This window comes from Pseudoalteromonas sp. P1-9 (assembly GCF_001399975.1).
Taxonomy (GTDB): domain Bacteria; phylum Pseudomonadota; class Gammaproteobacteria; order Enterobacterales; family Alteromonadaceae; genus Pseudoalteromonas.
Genome location: NZ_LKBD01000001.1, coordinates 52,567 through 72,307, shown reverse-complemented (window position 1 = coordinate 72,307; position 19,741 = coordinate 52,567). Strand labels below are relative to the sequence as shown.

The following is a 19,741-nucleotide window of genomic DNA, read 5'->3' as shown; positions in this document are numbered from 1 at the left end:
CAGCGCGTAAAGGTCAACACGCTCTAGTTGTTTCTAGCGATGCCCATTAATACCTGCATAGTGCTATTGTTGCTGGTTAATGAAAATGCGTTCGTCACGCTTTCAATAAGCAAGTTTGCGTTTTTATAGCCTTGGGTGATCATCTCTGGTGTAAAACCAAAGTTATCCTGCTCGTTGTGCTGCCAATCCCATTGTACAAACGTTCCGTTTTGTTTTAACAAGCATTTAAACAAGGTTAATAACTGCTGGTAATTTGGCACAAACGCGCACACTGATGATGCAACAATTAAGTCAAAACCTTCTGTTAACAATGGGCTATTTTTAATTTCGTGTTCAGATAGTTCACAACAAAGCGTTTTTACATTGGTAAGCGATTTGGCGTTTAACACATCAATCATTTTCGCTGATGTATCAATGGCAATGACCTCAGCGGCTTGTTTCGCAATTTTCTCTGTAAGCAAGCCTGTACCACAACCAAAATCGAGCACGCGTAGGCCATTTAGTTCTGCATATTGTGTAAGTGATTTGAAAGCGTTTTCGGCATAAAGGATCACATCTTGGTTGCTGTCCCAGCCATCGGCATATTCATCCCAACTATTGCTCATATTTGTTCCTGCTTTAAAAGCGATTAAGGTTTAATGCGCGTAAGTAAAGCACGTATTTCGCTTACAACCATTTCGGGCTCATCGTTTTGTGGGTAATGGTAGCTTTTATCGGTTAATACAGCTTTTCCTTGCGGAAAATCATTGGCCCAATCGGTATGTAACTCTCCCCACATTTTGCGCCCTTCGTCAGTAAAAAATAATAACGGAGGGTTTTCAAATTTCTTAACTGATGCAATCACAGTAACAGGAATATTTGGGATCTGTGGGTAGTCAGGCAATGGGCGTTTTGACCAAAAATCTAAATATTGGTTAGAAAGTCCATTTTTTTGGTCGTCGAGTTTTACTTGCGCAATTTCTTTTTCTGCCTGCGACAAATTAATTTCCCGCATAATATCTACATCGTGCTCAGATGCTGGCTCAATGAGCATCAATGCGGCTATTTTTTGCGGATAAGTTGCAGCGAAGCGCCTTGCAATATAAGCACCGTAAGAGTGGGCAATGTATACAATTGGGGTTTCAATATTGAGTGTTTTTAGCAGTAAATGCGCTTCTTCTGCGTATTGTTCAGAACTGTAATTTTTGGTGATTTTTTGCGAACCGCCATTGCCAATACGAGAGTAGCGAATAACACGAGCATGTCTAGTAAGTGTTTGAAAAATTGGGTCCCAATCAGACATACCAGCTGAACCGCCAGCTTCTAAAAAGAGCGTATGTTTGCCGCTTCCGGCAATTTCGTATTCAACATCATAGCCATTTATTTTTGTAACAGAGGCTGCAGATACATTCAATGCAATCAGTACGTTTATCAGTAACAACCAAAACTTCACAGAGTACTCCTTTTATGTTGTGTGAGTTACGTATCTTTATGTTGGGCTATTGTGCGTTTTTAACAGGGCGCTGACAATAATGCACAGTAATATGATGATTAATAATCACAGACGTATTTACTGTAATTCCAACTTCCACCCGAATCTAAGCAGGTATCTGAATGAAAAAACTCGTTTATAAATGGGGTGATTGAGATGGAGAGGGCTGCAACTGCTAACCATACTTTGACTTTTGACTGCGTGTTTTTAATAAAAACAATGGCAAATAAAATACATGAAAAAGCCCACATTAAGTTGTGTTGAGAGCGTTCGTTCCAGCTAAATTCGCGCGCATCTGCAAGGCCTGTGTTCCAATAGTTAAAAAGTGCTGTATTAACAAAGATTAATGCAACAACAATTAAGCTTGTTGCAATACACCATTTTAAAATTTTAAGCTTATTCATGAGGCAATATGACGATTAACGTATTCGCGTAATTATGACTTAAATTTGGGTACATGTATTGTAAATAACTGTATAAATCATTACATAAGTTACTAAGAAGGGGTGTCGTTACATGCCTAAAAGCGGTAAATGTTTACGTTTTTTATATGTTAAGGCGAGCGTTAAACACTTTGTTATTATCGCTATTGGTAAGGGCTGATTGATATTTAAAACGATGGCTCTGTTGCCTTGAAACTCGAGTGTATCTTGATACAGCTCTCGAAAGGTGTCGATTAACTTGGTTTGACAATTGAAAAAAAGAAAGTAATTTTCAGGGTGTTTTGGTTTCCAATCGATTCTGATTGGGCTGCCTGTTTTTACACTGTAGCTCGGTGCGCCCCACTTTAGGCACTCATCTACATCACCAAGCTTTAAATCTACAGCCACTGACAGAATAAGAGTTCGTAACTCGATGAGCTTTTTTTGTGCGGTATTTGGGTATTTATCAAAGCATTGTTTGATTTCACTGTTCATTATTACATCCTTGTTGGTTGAACTTAGTGGTGATTTTTAAAAGCGCACGTAGTGCCTAATTTGATTTGTTGGCTATTTGTTAAGTAGCCAACAATTTTGTGCATTATTTTATAGCCGCTTACTCATAAACAAAATGAATGCTATATGTTCAAATTAAGTATTATGCGCGCGGTATGCTTATGTTTGGCGATTATCGGCTAAAGGCAAAGCACTCGGATAAATACTTAATTAGTCTTGTAGTTTTACTGTCACTTTACCAACGTTATCTATTTGCACGTTCAAATCCTTAGTACCAAATGCTTGGGCTGCACTTAACAACGACCGCGAAAGGCCATCTAAGATTTGTGTTGATTCTAAATCTAATTGTTCACAAATTTGTACTATGCCATCGAGTAACTGTTGTGCTTGTTCGTCGGTTATGTTGTTATTCATCTTATTTAACAGCCTAAATTTTTTAATATTATCATAACCATAAAAGAGCTGTTCGATTTGTGCAAATAAAGTCTACGTAACAATGTGAACTTAAACTATCCGCACGGCACAAATCCTAAGTGTGTACAAACTCACTCAATCCCAGAATTCCAATTTAAGACTTTTGATGATTTTCAAACGGGTATAAGCCGCGCGTTGATTTGTCAAAATCAGCTAACTCTGGAATTTTTTCATTTAAATCACGTAAAACGAGAATTTTTGTAAGACTGCGGCGTGCTTTTAAAAAAATAAAACAATACCAGAGCGGTGTGGTAACGAGGTTAATAACGTTGCCAGATGCTTGGAGATTTTGGCAAGTTCAGGGAGTAACCGATATCTACAAACTCACCAACTAAAGCGCCATTTAAAACCTTACCTTTAAATTTACCCATTACTTTTGATTCAAAGGTAATGGCACCCGAAGCGCAGTTATAGCATTTAAGCAATTCAGGCGGCTTAGGCCAACCTTCAAAACGTTGAAACAGTACTGAAATATTGTCTCGGCCAGGTTTACCATTCTTAACGAAAAGCACTTCATAACCGGATGGCTCTTCGAGTGTTGAGTTGATATTGCTGTAATACCCATAGATTTCAGCTGCAATTGCGTTAGTTGATATGGCGTATAAAAACAATATTAAGAATTTCATAACATAGCTCCATGCTTGGTTTGTGAAAAAGTAACTCTAAAATACTGATTGTATGGGTGCATTTAAATACCCAAGCGGTAATTGTAAATGTGTTTTTAAATAAGAAGCAGTTGAATAACTGCTTGTTCTAAAACACCAATACCAACCTATATAGCATAATTTACCGTTATTGGAATTGTTTTACTGGCAACGCCAAGCAGATGCAAGCATAAAGCCATGTAAGTGCACAGTTGAAGAGTATAAAAATGAGATTTTTCGGATGTGTGAGCGCCGAGTAACGTAACCCATACAATTTCGAAACGTGATGTACCGATTAGCGTAAAATAACTCAAGAATATAAACGCCCACCTAATAAATATTTGGCGGGGCGCCGTTCCCGATGAAAATGGGGGCGGTTGGGTCGTCTCTACTCCCAAACGGGCGCGATAAATAGCAAAAACTTAAACACACATGCAACGCCCTTTTAATGGCTGAACAAGTCACGTGTGTATATGAGTAAATCATGTGCTTTAGTTAAAACGAATACTGAAAATCCAACATTACGCGTGTGCTTTCGTAGTTTATAGGTGATTGGCCCCCTTTAAAGGGTTGTACCGCATACACATTGCTATTAAAGAGGTTTTTGATGCCAAAATTCCATAACGTATGAGTGGTTCTATATTGATAGAAGGCGTCGACATCATAAATAGCGTCTAACTTTTCAGGCTCGCCACAGATAAAGTTTGGATCATTAGTGCAAGCATACTGACCCGAAATAACTCTACCCAGTATATGAAAACGTGAGTTGGCATTAAAACGATAGTGGAAATTAGCTTTAAACATATGGTTTGGAATACCCAAAACCGCATCTTTATTTGATGGGATTTTAAAGGAGTCAATATTACTTTTTTCAACGGTAAAAAATGAATAATTGGCGTTGACGTGGAGCTTGTCTAATTGCCATTTAAGTTGCAGCTCCATACCCATGGTTCTAAAGTCACCGAGCGTGGTGTTACTGGCTGATTGCGGGTTAAAGCCAATAAAACTATCTACTTGTAATAAATACAAATTACCTACGAGTGATACTGTTTCGGTTAACTGATAACCAGTTTCCATTTCCCAACTTTTACTGGTTTCAGGATCTAATATAGGTGTGCCCGCATTGTGCGCGCTGGCAACAGTATCGAACTGCGGTATTTTAAACGCCTCGTTATAAATTAATTTTGTATGGAGCTTATCCCACGTTTTGGTCAGTGACAGCCTAGGCACCAGCTCAGGCCCAGCTAAATCGTGATTTTCGTAACGAATACCTGCAAGCACGTTGACAAAATCCCAGTCTGATTCGTATTGAGCGTATAGCGAATAATCATTATTTGATGCGTTATTGCTGCCAAAATAACGCACTGTTGGGTCGAAAATATAAGATTGGCTAACTTCGGCTTTTTCATAATAATAATGTGAGCCAATCAATAGGCTGCTGTTGTCAGCTAACGCATATAAACCTTGTATATCGACGCGCGAACGGTTTATTTTGCGTGAAAGATCATGACCATATTGCCCTTGGCTATTCCATGGCTTTTGATTGGTATAAGTTAATTTGCTGCTTAACGCGAGCTTATTATTGAGCTGCCATTCTTTACCTAAACTAATCGCCTGATGTAAAAAAGACAATTCATTGGTTTGTGTGTAACGCTGGTTTGGCGCAAAAAACAACCCCGAGTCACCAAACAGCAGGCGGTCTTCCTGTTTTAACTTTTCATATTGTGCATTTAAATCCCAGCCGTTATAGCGCAGATTCATGCTGAGGTTAGTCGGTTGCGAGTTGCTATTGTTTTGCAAATTAAATTGATAACCGTCTAGCGCTTGCCAAGTGTCATTACTGTAATCACCATAACCCAAACTACCTGAAAGACCATATTCTAACTGGGAAGCATTGAGTGTTACTTCGCCCGAATGGGTAAAACCAACAATGCCGTTATGAAAACCGGCTTTGCCAATGTCTGTCATCAGGTTTAGTTTATTGTCACCGGTAGCTTGGTTTAATGTGGTGACGCGAATTACTGCCAAAGCTGCTTGGCCACCATATTTAACTGATCCAGGGCCACGAATGATCTCTACCTGAGCGATATTACTTACTGGATAGCGATTACCTAAAACAAGTGAGCCAAATGCCATTTCATTTTGTTCAATGCCGTCAATAATCAATAATATTTTAGCTTCCATGCCCCAAATACCACGAAAGCTTACCGAGAATGTGCCCAAGGTATCGGTGCCAAGCCAAAAACCAGGTACTTGTTTTAACAAATCTTTTAAATAACGTGCGCCAGAACTCTCAATGGTACTGCGAGTGATCAATGTTATGACACTTGGTTGTTCGTAAATGCCTTTTTTATCGTTGGACGCGATATCAATTTCGATCTCTATTAACTCTTGAATCGATAAGGAGAAAAGATCAGCCTCAGAGCTCGATGTTCGTGCGGATGTTTTAAACGATAACCCACTCAAAAAAATCAACAAAGCACAGAGTATATAGGTGATAAGGTATTTGAAAATCATACAAAGTTAATGGTGAGCAGGGCATATGTATAGTTTAGAAGCATTGCTCTTTTTATCAACTATTTAGAGTAGTGCTTTATGCTAATTTGGCATTTAAACGGGCAAGGTTATACTTTTAAATTTGTCGATTAAACAACATGAATTAAGATAGCAATAGCAGGAAAGCATACTGAAACTTCACATATTGACTTTAAAAGGTTATGCGTGATTGAGCTGTTTTACCGTTCCCAGTAGATTTATTAGTGCATTTTTCTTAGCGCCTTGGGTCATGTCGTAATCGCTAATAAAGCGGGTCATATTTAAAAAGATTTGACCACCAAACGACTCACTATCATCAGGAGAAGCAAAATACGCCATTGACCATTCTGGGAATAATCTGCTATCAAGTTCTATTTGGTCAATAACCATCTTAACTCTATGGCGTTTGTCTGATTTTATTTTCAAAAATAATTCATCCAATGTATTGGCTGGGCCTTCAATGTATTGGACAAACTGGCTATTTTTAAAATAAAGAAAGCCGGTAATTGAATGTTTTTGATTGGTATTTGCAGCATTGATTAACAGACAATTTAGATCTAATTCATCAAAAAACGTTGTTGCTTCACTGAGATACACTAATCCTGTAATCACGCTAAACTCCTTCCTATTATCTTAGCAGAGCTTAGCGTATTTCTAATGTTTTACCATGTAGCGCTAAGAATTTATTACTCAAAAGTATGTTGATTAATAATGGATTTATTGTTTTTAACTCTACTTACTCACCTAATTCTGGAATTTTTTCTTTAAAATCACTTAAAGCTGGAATATTTGTTAGACGTTTTATCTTGATTCTTTAGCAATCCTGCGTCGTGTTTTAATTAAATAAAATAGTTGGCTTAAATTGGTATAGCTTGCGTATAAGCCAACTATTGTTTGTCTCATTTATCCAGCTTGTTGCGGCAGAAGTTAATCTCCGCCCGAATCACCGTCGCTTCCCGAGCTAGAGCTAGAATCAGTCGACGAATCAAATTCGGAATAAACACTTACTCCAAAGTCAGCATGTCGATAAATTAGAAGCGCGGTAAAGACAAGAATAACGCCAAAAATGGGGTCATCATGCAGGTACATCCAAGCACCTAGTATTGCTATTAAGATAGAGATTATCTTTTTAATCATGTTTTACTTCCTTGTTTGGTTTAATTAAATGCAATTCCGATTTGCTAAATAGTGTCGCCATAGCTTAGTCCGGCAGTATTTTTGGCCGAAATGCGCTTTAGCAACTGGTTATATGCCGCCTAAAATATACCCAAAAACAAAAGCAACACATGCTACCAAAATCAATTGATTAAACTTTGTTTTTTCATTGCGCTCTGAAACAGATTGCAACATAGCTTCAACAGAGCCCTTGTATTTACCAAATGCGTTTAGTGTATAGGTGGATTTATTGTTTAGTTGACAGAAAAAGTCATTATTAGAATCGAGAAACTCTCTCAGTTGTGATTGGCTAATATTAGTTTGATTTGCCAAAGTTATGATACCGCATCCAGATTTACCATGGGATGCGACAGTTTCAAGAATTTGTTTAGTTTGGTTAAAGTCCATTTATTTTCTCCGTACTTTTAATATTTCGATTTCCATCGAGTCCTAGCATTAATGCCTTGATAATTTGTCCACTTTTAAACTATTTGTTAGCTGCCTTTGCATGACACCCTTACTAAAGAACCATCACTTTTTAAAATTTGGCTACCTTCTCGAGAATTTATTAATAAGTCGCCGTTGGCAAGTTTTAAACTGCTTTTAGGTGCTCCAATTAAACCGAACAATTTAGTCAAATGTGGTTTTTTATTCAAGAACGTTACAAGGTAGAGCATTCCATTGTCACTGGACATATGGCTTAAACCTTCGGTTACAACATAACCAAACTTAAATTCGTAGATATCCTCTACATTCATATCCTGAATCAATTGGACTGAGCCAGAGTTATCGACAAAAACAAGTTCGCCACCAAATTCACCTTGTGAATCCCCTGCCAAATAGCCATAAGGTGTTTTATATGTTACTGCTGCTGGTACATGATGAGTTGTTAAATGATTCTTTCGTCCAAAATATTTATCTCGGTAATACTCCATCGAATAAACTATTGTAGCCCCAATTTCATTAGCTAATGACTCATTACTGGTGAGCTTTATTCTTCTCTCATTTTCACCGAACTGCTCCACGAAATTAAATATTTCGGCATCTGTCGCTTCAACAGATTCAACTCTAGCTCTGACAGTATCCTTAAAATACTTTTTATTTGGTTCAAGCTCTAGTGCAAGAGTTTCATTATATTCTGGACAGTGAATTTTCTCTTTAGGTACTGAGGCTAGAGAATAGAAAGAGCAAAAAAATAGAATAAAAAAATACTTCATACTTTCCTTGGCAGCTAACGCCCGCATTATTTGTCCACTTTTTTAAATCGCTTGTTATATGCAAAGTTAATACTTTACTTGAGCATGATTAAAAAACGTTAATTTACATGGTAGTGAGGAACAAACATGCTTCGCACTTAAAATATCGTAGCCATACTGATTGTCATGCTGAGTAAAAAATATTTTAAAATAACCATCATCATTTTGAATTCGATAAATTCGGTTGGCTAAATTTTTAGGGAGCGTTCGTAAAAGATAGCCTTCTAACATCACATCAACACCACTATTGAAATCCGATTTTATATCAACAAGTGTTTCATCATTGATTTGACCAATTATTTCGAGTTTATTTTCAGCATTTGAACTAAAACAAATTAAAAAAAGTATGACTGATGTTAGATATTTCATATTTGCATATAACAGTTTATTAAGAGGCAAGTTGCCTCTTTTTCTACCGCAACATCGCCTGTTTACATTCTAAAGCAATTTATAACACTAATAATTAGTTTTTACTAGTCAGATAGTTATTTGAAAACTTCTATTTTAGAAGTTGCAGAAAACAGGCAAATTGCCTGTTAATATTATTAAGGAGGAAATAATCATTAAGAAATCGAATAGGCATGATTTTTACTTCTAACAACGAAAAATTTGATATGGAAATGGAATAGTTTATTCAAAGGCTGCAATTCGCTCTTTTGCGGCATTCCATAAACACGTTTTGTGGGAAACGTGTTAGTTGAACGTCTGTTTTTGAGAACTTGGTTAATAGCGATAGATGACAATGACAATCTTTTGAACGCTCAAAACCGTCATTCTCAACAAATCTAAGCCTCAAATATACTGAAAAAATAATCGATAAAAAATTGAACTAATTTAGAAAAAAAGCCGCCATTTTCTCGGTTTAATTAGCCTAACCAACTGTTTCACTGTAATTAATCTAAGTTCAGATTCTGGAGTTAGGTGAGTTTATACAGATCACTGGCGCAGCAGATTTTTAGATATCATAAAACGAACTCAATCATTTACTTAAATACCCTCGTTAAAGATTTTTTCAAATCAAACCCATCAAACTTTTTTAAAAAATAATCATAAATAAAAGCGATGCTGTAATAGCCAATTTATCAAGGGTTAAAAATATTAAGTTGTTGTTTTGATTGAATTTAAAATAATTGGAGGCATATATTAGTAACTTGGTTGAATGATTGCTTCCTCCCTTATTTAAAGTAAAAACTCTATTTTTGCCGATTAGGGGGCTTGAAAAAAAACACCTGTTCAGCGTACACTTGTGCGCTGATTGAGCGTACGTGTGTAAGCCTAAAATATGAATGTTTTGTTAAACCCACTTTCTAATTGGTTCAGTAAACAGTTTTTCCATCACACATCGATGGCGGGATATATTGAGCCTGTAATTCAATTATTTAAGCCAAGCTGGCGCGATGGTTATTATCGAGCCAAAGTGGTTGCAGTTCAGGCTATTGCTAATCGAACACTTGCGATTGAGTTAAAAACAGAGTCCCGTTGGCCAACTCATAAAGCGGGGCAGCACATTGAACTAACGTTAGAGATTAATGGCCGATTAGTAACGCGTGTGTTTACTATTGCTTCAAGTCCAAATCAGGCGATGCACGAAGGGGTAATTCGTTTAGTAGTTAAGCAGCAAGATGCAGGCGCATTTACCCCTTATTTATCGCGCTTACAGGTTAATTCGTGGGTTAATATTTCAAAACCAAAGGGAACGTTTTTATTACCGCAGAGCGGTGCGGTTACTCTGTTTGCTGCTGGATCAGGCATTACGCCATTTATTGCGATGCTGCATCAAAATTTACACGAACAAGTAGATCCTATTCATTTGGTTTACTACGCAAAACCAAGTGAGCATTTACTGGTTGCAGAGCTTGAGAGCTTAAGCAATCGCTTAGCAAATTTTACCTTTACCTTACTTAGCCGAAGTCGTGACGGCGATGTTATTGAAAAGTTATCGGAGTTTCATAATTCAAAGTGGCTGGTGTGTGGTCCAAATGATTTTTATAAAACTATTCAAAATTATGCAGAAGCCCATCAGTTATCAATTTTAAGTGAGCATTTTTCCCTAGTTAATTTGCATGTACATGGTGATGAAAAAGCGCATTTTCAGGTGGACCATGGCGGCATTAAATTTACAGCCGACAACCAACAGCCGCTTTTAGCACAGTTTCAAGCAAACAAGATTAATGTGCCTTATGGCTGTGGCATGGGTATTTGTCATCAATGCCAATGCGTAAAGAAAAAAGGCGTAGTGCGTGATATTCGCACCGGTAAATTATCAGATTACGGTGAAGAGTTAATTCAATTATGTGTATCGCAAGTTGTGTCAGATGTGGAGTTTAAAGCGTGAACACAGTAGCAGAACCAAATTATGATTTATTAGCCGAGCAACTAAACGAAATTCAATCAACAACTATGGCGAAAGTGGGTGAGCAAGACGCAAATTACATTCGCCGTGTAATCGTTATGCAGCGCATTTTAGAATGGTCGGGGCGTATTTTATTGGTGCTTGGCTTCGTTACGCCGTGGCTTTGGCTTGTTGGTGTGCTAGCCCTTGCAACGGCTAAAATACTCGACAATATGGAAATCGGCCACAATGTTATGCACGGCCAGTACGACTGGATGAACGACAAGCATATTAACTCTAAAGCGTACGAGTGGGATATCGCCTGCGACGGTAAAAGCTGGAACCGCGTACATAACTTTGAGCATCACACCTATACCAATATTATCGGTAAAGATCGCGACTTTGGTTATGGTTTATTACGCTTATCAAACGATTTTCGCTGGCGAGTAAAAAACCTTTGGCAATTTATCACTTACCTAAATTTAAGTGTGTTATTTCAGTGGGGCGTGTCGTATCACGAGCTTGCCGCTGAGCGTGTGTTTTTTGGTAAGAAAAAAGAGAACCGCGATTATAAAGTGCCACACAGCGAACTAAAAACACGGTTTTTTAGTAAAGGCGCACGCCAACTAATTAAAGACTACCTAATTTTTCCACTGTTAGCAGGGCCATTCTTTTTATGGGTATTAGTGGGTAATCTAATTGCCAATTTGCTACGTAATTTATGGACATCAACAATCATTTTTTGTGGCCACTTTACTGGCGATGTAAAAACATTCAGTGAAAAAGAGTGCGAAAACGAGACAAAAGGGCAGTGGTATTACCGCCAAGCATTGGGTTCATCAAATATTAAAGGTAGTAAGTGGTTTCACGTATTAACAGGGCATTTAAGCTTTCAAATTGAACATCACTTATTTCCGGATATGCCTGCAAAACGTTACCGTGAAATTGCACCTAAAGTGCAACAGGTATTTCTTGAGCACGGTATTCAATACAACACAGGTAGTTTTTTCAAACAATATGGCTCGGTAGTTAAACGCATTTTACGCTACTCATTGCCATAACTGGTTAAATCAGTTCCTTAACATAATGTGCCCGGTTATTGTCTGCCAACAATTGCTTGGGCACATTATTTTATCTCACTTATCACAGCTTTCATCGTGTTTTATAAAAAACAACAACTGTGTTTGATAAACTAACAATGTTGTTTGAATAAAGATATGCCACTGGTTACACAAATGCTTTATTGGTAACTGTTTACATTTTTTTACAAAGTATTTTGTGTCAATTGTGTCACATTTTTGTAAATAAAATGTTTTTTAGAGCCGAAATTACGCTTTTTGAGTGCTTTTTAGTTATTTCATATTGATTCTATATTTCATTTTGTAATTACTTATATCTTAATGTGATATGTTAGGTTCTAACTTCCCTCTTTAATGTTAATGGCTTTTTTAATATTTAATTTTCCTTTTATTAACCTTGTCCCGAAGTTTGTTATCAGTCTTTTTTCTTAGTAAATTAAATTGTTTTCTGTATACATTATATATCCGCACCTTTTCTAAGGATTTCCCCGTCAATTCTTGCACGTTTACAGCAAACACGATTTTTGAGCAATTTGCTCATTTTTGAATCTGTAATCATCTGTAATCACAATTTATGTAAGCGCTATCATTTTTCATTTTCTGTAAAAAAAATGTTGTCAATGTTTCGCTTTTCTGTGTTTTTGCCTATTTGCAATTTAAATGAGTGATCATCACAATGCGCCGCCTTGGGGAATGAATGAGGTACAGGTTTGTTAATAAAAAAAGCAGCGAGACGTTTTGAAGCAGCGTTAAAAAGCTATGAAAATAACAGCGTTAGTATTGATGTGGGTGTCATCAATCATGACGAACTAACCATAAAATGCTTCTTATACTCCGGACTTCACTATTGTGTCATGGTGCAGTTTGATGAGGACTTTTGTTTGAATGCGCTAAATATAGAGCATTCTAATCAAGGGGTGCATATACCGTCTGAAACGCAAAAACAGCAATTTTCAGCGTGTTTATCTCGCGTAATTAAAGAGGGGATGCACTATGCCAAATACTGAAATTTATGGTGCCGGAATGTCAGTTTCTGAGTTTGCCCTGCATACACAAGCGTTAATGGAGCGCTTATTTGATGAAGATTGCTCACAAGTGGTGTTATCTCGCCAAACGCATTTTGAAGCACAACTAAACGTATTTTATCACAGGCATAAAGTACTCAAACTTATGATTAATAGTAAAGAAGTGAGTTTGAGCCATTGTGAAAAGCTGTGTGATAGCAAGGTCAAAAAACTGGTGCAATTCTTACGCGCCACAGAAAAAAATTTTTGGTTCTCGCGCTCGGTTTTTTACACCAATGAAAAACTGGTTGAGACATTCAGTGTTTTAAATTCACCTGCGATTGGCGTTATTAAGGGACAGCATTATGCATAAGGTAAGTCTGTCGTTTAATCAGCACCAATGCCAAGAGCTGACGCCAATGCAAACAAAAATAATGTATCAGCTGGTAATTAATACGATTACACAACAATACGGTGAAGATCGCGTAAACCAAATTATCGATGCCTTTAATGGCGACTATTTTTCAATTTTAAAATGCGGCATTTCACTGCTCGCAAGTGACAAATACAATGCAAAATAACTTGGTAAATAAACTAACAGACGTTGCGAAGAGTGCTGACCAATATATTGCCGAGCAAGGGCAGCATGGTCGTGTTCAGTCTGAAAAAAGTAAAGTGATGGACCACATTCTGAAATTAATGGAAATTGACGCTCAAATACGTCTCGCTAATCAGCTTGAGCAATTTGCATCGACCTTTAAATCAGACGTTGATTAAAGTTTCCCTGTTCAAAACAGGATCCCCCAGCCAAAGCCTCAACTGAGGCTTTTTTTAGGTATAGACATGAAAGTATTAATTGTAGGTGCAGGGATTGCCGGTTTATTGATGTATCGCGAATTGCAACGTCAAGGAATTGAAGCCGATATTATTGAAAAGCAGTCAAGTTTAAATACCCTAGGTGCGGGTATTTGCTTACCTGGCAATGCAATGAAGCAGTTTGAAGCACTGTGCTTAAAACAAGCTATTTTAGCCAAAGCCCACCAAGTTAAAGAAGTGCGGTTTGAAACTCATCAACGCGAGTTGTTAGCAAGTGCTAGCCTTAAACAGGGCATATTAGCGCAACAGCCATTCGTTGCTTTATCGCGACAGTCTTTGATGGATATATTAAGCGAAGGTATTGAGAAACAGATTCAATTTAGTCGTTCAATCGTAAATGTAACTCATAAGCAGTCTTCTCAATTGGTGCGTTTTAATGATGGTTCTGTACTCGAATATGATCTGGTGATTGGTGCTGATGGGATGAATTCAAATGTACGTGAGTCGTTATTTGATACGCCAGAGCTCAATGATTTAGATGTTACACATTGGCGCTTTATTGTGGAAATGCCGACAGCATTGCTGGAACCAAGTTACTTAGTGGGGGAGAGCGATGCGTTTATGTTTTACCCCATTGGTAAAAACCAGGTGTATTGTTATGGGCAAGCGGCAAATCAACAAATTAAAGCTTTGTACCATGATCACAAAAAAAGCATGTTAGCGGTATTTAAACACTATCATCCATCGGTAATTAGCGCGATTAATAATGCTACGGTTATCAGTCAAGGGCGTTTAAAGTCGGTTGTTTCTAATCAGGTATATTGTAAACGCACGGTATTAATTGGTGACGCATTACACGGTTGCCCGCCTAGTTTAAAACAGGGGGTAGCACAGACTTTAAACGATGTACGTGTTTTATCTAAGTGCTTAAAAAATGCTTACAGCATCGATATGGCATTAGCTGACTTTAAATCGATAAGGCTTAAAGAAGTAAGTTGGATAGTCAATGAGTCCAACAAAATAATTCGATTAGCACAACTAGGCAGTTCACGCTTTGGGCGTTTTATTCGCAATGTATTGATTCGCTTGCAAGGTCCACAAAATGTGAGAGCCTGGCGTAAATTAATGGCAGACCAAGAGGTAAAGTAATGCAGCTTCAAACTATGCTAAACACGTATCAGGGTGAATTGCTAAGTTCGCATGATCTGTCTTTTTACGAACGCTGGGCAATGGATTATTTCCATGATGACCAACATGTAAGTGATCCCTACTTGTCTATTACACTTGATTTACCGCTGGGCGCGGCTCGTGATAATTATCAAAATCATTATCAAAGTGCTGAAGGTGCATCATTTCAAGGCTTTTTGATTTGGTGTTTAGCGCGGGCGCTTAAGAGTGAGTGGATTTTTTCGACCCGTAACATTAACGGCAAATGGTATCGATTTGATAACCTTCCTATTTTTTGTCCAATTGCGGTAGGGGGAGATCTGCGTTTTAAAGATGTGATCTTAGAAAATGTTACGGCACTTTCTTGGCCAAAGTTTGCGGAGTATTATCGCAAATCTGTGGATTGTAATGACGCAAAACTAGAAGTATTGCCACAGGAAGTGTGGGCGCTGTGTCCGTTTATTGGCAATTTACCTAATATGGCATTTTCGTCATTTCAAATACATCGCAATAAATTAAAAACAGGACGCCCCTTATTTTATTTTGGTCAGCGCAAAACAATTAATGGAGAACCGAGCGTTCCTCTGAGTATTAGTTTTGACCACGCTAATAGTGATCCGTTTGTGTTGGATAAATTGCTTGCCACGTTTAATGAGCTAACCACTCAAAGCGCGGATTAAAAAAAGCGACTATCTGGGGATATTGATAGTCGCTTAGGCCTACTCGTTGGGGTTTAAATCAGATTAATAAACTCTGTGGTTGCAAAGCTATTAGCAGTTTTGTTCTTCAGTGCCAATCTCTTCTTTCGCTTTTTCACACAGATCTTCTGCTTTGTTTTGCGCGTCAGTGATGGCTTCGTCAATACGCTCGCCGGCATCTTCTGCTGGGCCTTCAGAACAACCCGTTAATGTAAATACGGCACCAAGTGCAATTACTTTTGTCATTGTCATTAATGTTTTCATGATATTTTTCCTTATAAAATTAATTGAGTAATAGCGGTTTTACGGCCCGCTTAGGCCTTGGGCGCCCTTATTTTGGGTAAAATCAGCGACAGTACCAATAGAGCGACAAATACAAAGAACAAAATCTTCGCGATACTCGCTGCGGCGCCTGCAATGCCACCAAATCCTAAAAGAGCGGCAACAATGGCTAAAACAATAAATGTTAGTGACCAACCAAGCATACATCCTCCTTAATTATCGGTTTCGGTTAACTATTAAGCGGTTACTTCTTGCAATGCTTTCATCTCGTCGTGACACGCTTGCATGCTGTTTTGAATCAGCTTAAGCGTACTGAAGTAAGGCGCTGGCAATGGCTCTTCAAGCGCTGCTTCAATTTTATCAAGTACGCGGTCTTCAACTTCTTCAAGTTGGGCAATGTAAGTATGCTCTTTATCAGTACTTACTACCGACAACACCTTAGTGTATGTTTCGCGCATTGATACAACTAAGTCGCTGTCCGTTTCGACTTCACCTTCATCAAGCACTACTAAAGGTTGTAATTCAGCCGCGGCACGCTCTTTCTCAGAAATCATGCGCTCGAAGATGATTTCAAGACTTTGGCTAGAAACTTTTGATTTGGCTTCTTTATAAAATTCGATACCGCCATTTAAAACTTTCACAAGCTCTTTTACCGGGGTTAAGTTGTAATTTGAGTTTGACATAAATGCTCCTTTTCAATTTTCTTAACGGTTCAATCTATTAGTGCATGGCGCGTGCCAAAAATAAAATTAATTTAAATCAAGTGCTTGGCGGTTTTTGTGGAAAAGTGCCTGCGACACATTTACAGGCACTATGAAGTTTTTACTTATCTTGACTCTGTATATCTTGCAAAGAGTGGCCACCCTTTGCGTTAAAGTCTAACGTACGGATTGGGAACGGAATAAGGATGTCGTTTTGCTCAAGTGTTTTATGAATAGTAGCAACCGCTTTGTGGCGCATTTCCATAAAGCCAACCTCGCCTGGGTAGTCTATCCAAAACCATACAAGCAGGTTTACTGAGCTGTCAGCAAACTCGCTGGCATACACTGCAGTTTCAGATTGTTTAATTACGCCATCAAGATCATTAATAGCATCGGTAAGCACGTCTCGTGCTTTATCTACATCGTCTGCGTAAGAAATCCCCACAGGTATTTCAATACGACGTTTGCGTAGGCGCGAGTAATTTAATAGCTCGTTCTTAAACAGGATTTTGTTGGGCACTATGGCCATTTGTCCATAAAAGTTCTCTATTAAGGTATTGCGCAGGTTAATACGCTCAACCGTGCCAAAGGTATCGCCGGCTTCTATTATGTCGCCAACGCGAAAGGGTTTACGAATACCCATTACAATGCCGGCAATTAGGTTCTCCGTCATATCTTGAAAAGCAAAGCCAATAGCAAGGCCAATAATACCTGCACCTGCAAGTAATGATGCTACCGCTTTTGAGAGCCCCATAATGTCGAGCGCGAAAAAGAAACCAATAACAATTATCACCATGCGACAAATACCTGTAATAAGGCCAGCAATTTGCGATGATTCAAAAATACGGTTAAGTAACTTCTTTACCCAGCCCGATATCCATTTGGATAACATTAAAAATACGATAAAGATAACGAGCGCAATCACCATGTTGGGCAAATTCTTTATGGTTATTTCAAGCCAGTGGGTGAGCTTTTCATTTATAAGAGACCAAAACTTCTCCAATGTAATCGACATAACAGCTCCTTTAATAATGTAATGACGTTACTTTGGGTTACGCAGTTTATATGCCAGCGTAGCTAAATTGAGTAAGGCTAAGGTGTTGTGAGGTGTTTGTAATAATGGCACTGTGTATTTGTGTAAAACGTACATGGATTTTTTTCACACTGGTTATGTAAATGCTACATTGGCAAATGTCTGAGTTTTATTAAGTTATTGATATTTAATGTTAAAAATTCTGGCATGTGAAGTGCATTAAGTAAATCGAACTCAGCAAAAAGGAAATTTATTATGAATCGTACATTTAATACACTTGCACTAGTTACTGTTTTATCTACAACTGCTCTTTCAGTTAATGCGAAAGACAACCAGTGGGAAAAAGAAGCAAGCGACGCTTGGATTGATGGTAAAGCTGAAGCAACCTTACTTTTCAATACACAGCTAAATTCGTTTGATATTAACACCGATGTAGATAAAGGTGTGGTAACACTTACAGGTAAAGTAAATCACGATGTTGATAAAAAGCTGGCACAAGAGTTAGTTATTGGTATCGACGGCGTTAAAGAAGTTGAAAACCGTTTAACAGTGCTACCAGATAGCAAAAACAAGTCAGAAAAAGACGACAGTCAAATTGAGTCTGACTTTGTAGACGCAAAAATTGCAACGGTAATCAAAACACGCTTATTGTTCGATACAGATATTAGCGGTACGAGCATTGACGTTGATGTTGAAGGCCAAAACGTTACCTTAACGGGTGAAGTTGAATCAGAAGCTGAAAAGCAACTAGCAATCACAATTGCTAAAAACGCAGACGACGTTGAAAACGTAGAAGATAACCTTCGTGTTGTAAAACAGTCTTAATCCTGTCCCAATTACTGCACTACAAAAAAGCACCGAAAGGTGCTTTTTTTATGCCTGTATTAAATTCATGTAATTTTTGTTTTAAACACAATATTAAACTAAACCTCTATTTTGCCCGTATTACAGTGAAACTCCAGATAGGTATCCGGTTATGTTTTGTGCTGATTGTGAAAGAATTGATAATTACTTATTCCCCCAAACAACGTTTTGGTTGTTTTTACCAACCTTCGAAAGTGTAAACAAAGCCATTTTGTTTTGTGGCAACGGCAATTACCCAGCTCTTCAAGTCGATTCGCATTGCATTCGTGTGGAGGTAGAAGCGAGCCAAGTGAATCGATTTTTGCTCGGCTTATTTGGTGAGTTTGAACCAAACGAGTTAAATGCGTCAAAAATAACAACGACTGATGGAGGCGAGCCTAGTTTAAGTGATATCGGACGCTTGGTGCCTGCAAGTGTACTGATTAATCGATTAAATAGTGAATGGGTAATTAACGCTATTGAAAACGACAATTATGAGACGCACTTCCAACCTATTTTCGCAATAAACCAACAAGGCGAGACTACACCGTTTGCCTACGAAGGTCTCTTTAGAATCCGTGATGAATTTAACAATATTGTGCCGCCAGCTCACGCTTTTAAGTTGGCAGAAGGCTCAGATCTATTATTTTCACTCGATTTAATCGCTCGCCGCTCAGCGGTTGGTCATTTCAAAAAATCTGCACTTAAAGGCAAGTTATTCATAAACTTTAATCCATCGAGTATTTACGATCCGTCTTATTGCTTAAGGGCAACAGCTGCTGCAATTAATGCGCTGGGCATTCAACCTCAAGACGTGGTATTTGAAATTACTGAAACGACATCTGCAACGGATGAATCGGTAATGCGTGGCATTTTAAACTTTTATCGTAATGCCGGTTTTGGCGTAGCGCTTGATGATATTGGCTCCGGTTTCTCTGGGTTAAATATGCTGCACAAATACCGCCCTGATTATGTAAAGATAGATATGGATTTAGTACGCGGATTACATGACGATCCTTACAAGCAAACGATCGTGAAGCACCTTGTCCAGATAGCACATGACAATGGTAGTAAAGTGATTGCAGAGGGGATTGAAAGCCAGCAAGAACTAGCGATACTGCAGCAATTCAAAGCGGATTACTATCAGGGCTTTTTGTTAGGAAAACCAATGCTGCAACAATCAGAATTAAGTGATGAAGAAAAAATTCGAATAGACAATACGCTCAAAGGCATTAATTAATTTTATAAGCCTGTCAAAAACCAGCGAAAGTACATAACGCCAGCAACCAACATTTTAGTTACTGGCACATCATTAA

At 38.1% G+C, this 19,741-nt stretch carries 25 protein-coding genes; 10 read left to right on the top strand and 15 right to left on the bottom strand.

Going from position 1 to position 19,741, the window contains the following annotated elements:
• Positions 1–23 precede the first annotated feature (23 nt).
• The 11 genes from AN214_RS00365 to AN214_RS00310 form a co-directional block, all read right to left on the bottom strand.
• Positions 24–605: a class I SAM-dependent methyltransferase gene (locus tag AN214_RS00365; protein ID WP_054977913.1), complete on the bottom strand. Its 582-nt coding sequence runs from the start codon at positions 603–605 to the stop codon at positions 24–26.
• A gap of 23 nt (positions 606–628) precedes the next feature.
• Positions 629–1,432, bottom strand: coding sequence for an alpha/beta fold hydrolase (locus AN214_RS00360; RefSeq protein WP_054977912.1), 804 nt, complete (start codon positions 1,430–1,432; stop codon positions 629–631).
• A gap of 98 nt (positions 1,433–1,530) precedes the next feature.
• Positions 1,531–1,875 carry a hypothetical protein gene (locus tag AN214_RS00355; RefSeq protein ID WP_054977911.1) on the bottom strand — a complete coding sequence of 115 codons (345 nt, stop codon included), beginning with the start codon at positions 1,873–1,875 and terminating at the stop codon, positions 1,531–1,533.
• 108 nt (positions 1,876–1,983) lie between these two features.
• Positions 1,984–2,388, bottom strand: coding sequence for a DUF1801 domain-containing protein (locus tag AN214_RS00350; RefSeq protein ID WP_054977910.1), 405 nt, complete (start codon positions 2,386–2,388; stop codon positions 1,984–1,986).
• Between the two features lie 228 nt (positions 2,389–2,616).
• Entirely contained in the window at positions 2,617–2,820 is a 204-nt protein-coding gene (locus tag AN214_RS00345) for a hypothetical protein (protein ID WP_054977909.1), read from the bottom strand.
• Positions 2,821–3,140: 320 nt separating this feature from the next.
• On the bottom strand, positions 3,141–3,506 hold the full coding sequence (locus tag AN214_RS00340; RefSeq protein WP_054977908.1) for a hypothetical protein: 366 nt from the start codon (positions 3,504–3,506) through the stop codon (positions 3,141–3,143).
• A 513-nt stretch (positions 3,507–4,019) separates the two neighbouring features.
• Positions 4,020–5,990: a TonB-dependent siderophore receptor gene (locus AN214_RS00335; protein ID WP_235576686.1), complete on the bottom strand. Its 1,971-nt coding sequence runs from the start codon at positions 5,988–5,990 to the stop codon at positions 4,020–4,022.
• Positions 5,991–6,239: 249 nt separating this feature from the next.
• The gene (locus AN214_RS00330; protein ID WP_054977906.1) at positions 6,240–6,671 is read right to left on the bottom strand and encodes a BLUF domain-containing protein; all 432 of its coding nucleotides are present in this window, start codon (positions 6,669–6,671) and stop codon (positions 6,240–6,242) included.
• A 633-nt stretch (positions 6,672–7,304) separates the two neighbouring features.
• Complete coding sequence (locus tag AN214_RS00320; RefSeq protein ID WP_054977905.1) at positions 7,305–7,622, bottom strand: hypothetical protein; 318 nt, start codon at positions 7,620–7,622, stop codon at positions 7,305–7,307.
• An 86-nt stretch (positions 7,623–7,708) separates the two neighbouring features.
• Positions 7,709–8,458 carry a hypothetical protein gene (locus AN214_RS00315; protein ID WP_054977904.1) on the bottom strand — a complete coding sequence of 250 codons (750 nt, stop codon included), beginning with the start codon at positions 8,456–8,458 and terminating at the stop codon, positions 7,709–7,711.
• A 39-nt stretch (positions 8,459–8,497) separates the two neighbouring features.
• Complete coding sequence (locus tag AN214_RS00310) at positions 8,498–8,839, bottom strand: hypothetical protein (protein ID WP_054977903.1); 342 nt, start codon at positions 8,837–8,839, stop codon at positions 8,498–8,500.
• A gap of 913 nt (positions 8,840–9,752) precedes the next feature.
• Here AN214_RS00310 and AN214_RS00305 point away from each other — a divergent pair.
• The 8 genes from AN214_RS00305 to AN214_RS00270 all read left to right on the top strand — a co-directional run bounded on the left by AN214_RS00305 (position 9,753) and on the right by AN214_RS00270 (position 15,548).
• A complete protein-coding gene (locus AN214_RS00305) occupies positions 9,753–10,805 on the top strand; it encodes a flavin reductase family protein (RefSeq protein ID WP_235576685.1) in 1,053 nt (350 codons plus the stop codon).
• Between the two features lie 65 nt (positions 10,806–10,870).
• Entirely contained in the window at positions 10,871–11,863 is a 993-nt protein-coding gene (locus tag AN214_RS00300) for an acyl-CoA desaturase (protein WP_054978077.1), read from the top strand.
• Positions 11,864–12,591: 728 nt separating this feature from the next.
• Complete coding sequence (locus tag AN214_RS00295) at positions 12,592–12,888, top strand: hypothetical protein (RefSeq protein ID WP_054977902.1); 297 nt, start codon at positions 12,592–12,594, stop codon at positions 12,886–12,888.
• Positions 12,875–13,258 (top strand): hypothetical protein, encoded by a 384-nt coding sequence (locus tag AN214_RS00290; protein ID WP_054977901.1) that lies wholly within the window; start codon positions 12,875–12,877, stop codon positions 13,256–13,258. Before AN214_RS00295 ends, AN214_RS00290 begins: the two co-directional genes overlap by 14 nt.
• Positions 13,251–13,466, top strand: a complete 216-nt coding sequence (locus AN214_RS00285; RefSeq protein ID WP_054977900.1) for a hypothetical protein — start codon at positions 13,251–13,253, stop codon at positions 13,464–13,466. Before AN214_RS00290 ends, AN214_RS00285 begins: the two co-directional genes overlap by 8 nt.
• A complete protein-coding gene (locus tag AN214_RS00280; protein ID WP_054977899.1) occupies positions 13,456–13,662 on the top strand; it encodes a hypothetical protein in 207 nt (68 codons plus the stop codon). Before AN214_RS00285 ends, AN214_RS00280 begins: the two co-directional genes overlap by 11 nt.
• 66 nt (positions 13,663–13,728) lie before the next feature.
• On the top strand, positions 13,729–14,850 hold the full coding sequence (locus AN214_RS00275; RefSeq protein WP_054977898.1) for an FAD-dependent monooxygenase: 1,122 nt from the start codon (positions 13,729–13,731) through the stop codon (positions 14,848–14,850).
• Complete coding sequence (locus AN214_RS00270; protein WP_054977897.1) at positions 14,850–15,548, top strand: hypothetical protein; 699 nt, start codon at positions 14,850–14,852, stop codon at positions 15,546–15,548. The genes AN214_RS00275 and AN214_RS00270 overlap by 1 nt, the downstream gene beginning before the upstream one ends.
• A 90-nt stretch (positions 15,549–15,638) precedes the next feature.
• On the opposite strand, the gene AN214_RS00265 is transcribed toward AN214_RS00270, so the two are convergent.
• The 4 genes from AN214_RS00265 to AN214_RS00255 form a co-directional block, all read right to left on the bottom strand.
• On the bottom strand, positions 15,639–15,830 hold the full coding sequence (locus tag AN214_RS00265; protein WP_054977896.1) for a hypothetical protein: 192 nt from the start codon (positions 15,828–15,830) through the stop codon (positions 15,639–15,641).
• A 50-nt stretch (positions 15,831–15,880) separates the two neighbouring features.
• Positions 15,881–16,051 carry a DUF1328 domain-containing protein gene (locus AN214_RS22160; protein WP_082428442.1) on the bottom strand — a complete coding sequence of 57 codons (171 nt, stop codon included), beginning with the start codon at positions 16,049–16,051 and terminating at the stop codon, positions 15,881–15,883.
• 33 nt (positions 16,052–16,084) lie between these two features.
• Entirely contained in the window at positions 16,085–16,531 is a 447-nt protein-coding gene (locus tag AN214_RS00260) for a PA2169 family four-helix-bundle protein (protein ID WP_054977895.1), read from the bottom strand.
• Between the two features lie 139 nt (positions 16,532–16,670).
• Positions 16,671–17,564: a mechanosensitive ion channel family protein gene (locus tag AN214_RS00255; protein ID WP_235576684.1), complete on the bottom strand. Its 894-nt coding sequence runs from the start codon at positions 17,562–17,564 to the stop codon at positions 16,671–16,673.
• 273 nt (positions 17,565–17,837) lie between these two features.
• On the opposite strand from AN214_RS00255, the gene AN214_RS00250 reads away from it, so the two are divergent.
• Together AN214_RS00250 and AN214_RS00245 are read left to right on the top strand one after the other, a co-directional pair.
• Positions 17,838–18,407, top strand: coding sequence for a BON domain-containing protein (locus tag AN214_RS00250; RefSeq protein ID WP_054977894.1), 570 nt, complete (start codon positions 17,838–17,840; stop codon positions 18,405–18,407).
• Between the two features lie 151 nt (positions 18,408–18,558).
• The gene (locus tag AN214_RS00245; RefSeq protein ID WP_054977893.1) at positions 18,559–19,665 is read left to right on the top strand and encodes an EAL domain-containing protein; all 1,107 of its coding nucleotides are present in this window, start codon (positions 18,559–18,561) and stop codon (positions 19,663–19,665) included.
• Positions 19,666–19,741 lie beyond the last annotated feature (76 nt).

Excerpts from the sequence above, each read along its gene's own strand:
- AN214_RS00275 (WP_054977898.1), top strand. The coding sequence starts at position 13,729 with ATGAAAGTATTAATTGTAGGTGCAGGGATTGCCGGTTTATTGATGTAT.
- AN214_RS00285 (WP_054977900.1), top strand. The coding sequence starts at position 13,251 with ATGCATAAGGTAAGTCTGTCGTTTAATCAGCACCAATGCCAAGAGCTG.
- AN214_RS00260 (WP_054977895.1), bottom strand. The coding sequence starts at position 16,531 with ATGTCAAACTCAAATTACAACTTAACCCCGGTAAAAGAGCTTGTGAAA.
- AN214_RS00245 (WP_054977893.1), top strand. The coding sequence starts at position 18,559 with ATGTTTTGTGCTGATTGTGAAAGAATTGATAATTACTTATTCCCCCAA.
- AN214_RS00270 (WP_054977897.1), top strand. The coding sequence starts at position 14,850 with ATGCAGCTTCAAACTATGCTAAACACGTATCAGGGTGAATTGCTAAGT.
- AN214_RS00355 (WP_054977911.1), bottom strand. The coding sequence starts at position 1,875 with ATGAATAAGCTTAAAATTTTAAAATGGTGTATTGCAACAAGCTTAATT.
- AN214_RS00300 (WP_054978077.1), top strand. The coding sequence starts at position 10,871 with ATGGCGAAAGTGGGTGAGCAAGACGCAAATTACATTCGCCGTGTAATC.
- AN214_RS00350 (WP_054977910.1), bottom strand. The coding sequence starts at position 2,388 with ATGAACAGTGAAATCAAACAATGCTTTGATAAATACCCAAATACCGCA.
- AN214_RS00265 (WP_054977896.1), bottom strand. The coding sequence starts at position 15,830 with ATGAAAACATTAATGACAATGACAAAAGTAATTGCACTTGGTGCCGTA.
- AN214_RS00290 (WP_054977901.1), top strand. The coding sequence starts at position 12,875 with ATGCCAAATACTGAAATTTATGGTGCCGGAATGTCAGTTTCTGAGTTT.
- AN214_RS00250 (WP_054977894.1), top strand. The coding sequence starts at position 17,838 with ATGAATCGTACATTTAATACACTTGCACTAGTTACTGTTTTATCTACA.
- AN214_RS00345 (WP_054977909.1), bottom strand. The coding sequence starts at position 2,820 with ATGAATAACAACATAACCGACGAACAAGCACAACAGTTACTCGATGGC.
- AN214_RS00305 (WP_235576685.1), top strand. The coding sequence starts at position 9,753 with ATGAATGTTTTGTTAAACCCACTTTCTAATTGGTTCAGTAAACAGTTT.
- AN214_RS00340 (WP_054977908.1), bottom strand. The coding sequence starts at position 3,506 with ATGAAATTCTTAATATTGTTTTTATACGCCATATCAACTAACGCAATT.
- AN214_RS00315 (WP_054977904.1), bottom strand. The coding sequence starts at position 8,458 with ATGCGGGCGTTAGCTGCCAAGGAAAGTATGAAGTATTTTTTTATTCTA.
- AN214_RS00280 (WP_054977899.1), top strand. The coding sequence starts at position 13,456 with ATGCAAAATAACTTGGTAAATAAACTAACAGACGTTGCGAAGAGTGCT.
- AN214_RS00365 (WP_054977913.1), bottom strand. The coding sequence starts at position 605 with ATGAGCAATAGTTGGGATGAATATGCCGATGGCTGGGACAGCAACCAA.
- AN214_RS22160 (WP_082428442.1), bottom strand. The coding sequence starts at position 16,051 with ATGCTTGGTTGGTCACTAACATTTATTGTTTTAGCCATTGTTGCCGCT.
- AN214_RS00310 (WP_054977903.1), bottom strand. The coding sequence starts at position 8,839 with ATGAAATATCTAACATCAGTCATACTTTTTTTAATTTGTTTTAGTTCA.
- AN214_RS00255 (WP_235576684.1), bottom strand. The coding sequence starts at position 17,564 with ATGTCGATTACATTGGAGAAGTTTTGGTCTCTTATAAATGAAAAGCTC.
- AN214_RS00320 (WP_054977905.1), bottom strand. The coding sequence starts at position 7,622 with ATGGACTTTAACCAAACTAAACAAATTCTTGAAACTGTCGCATCCCAT.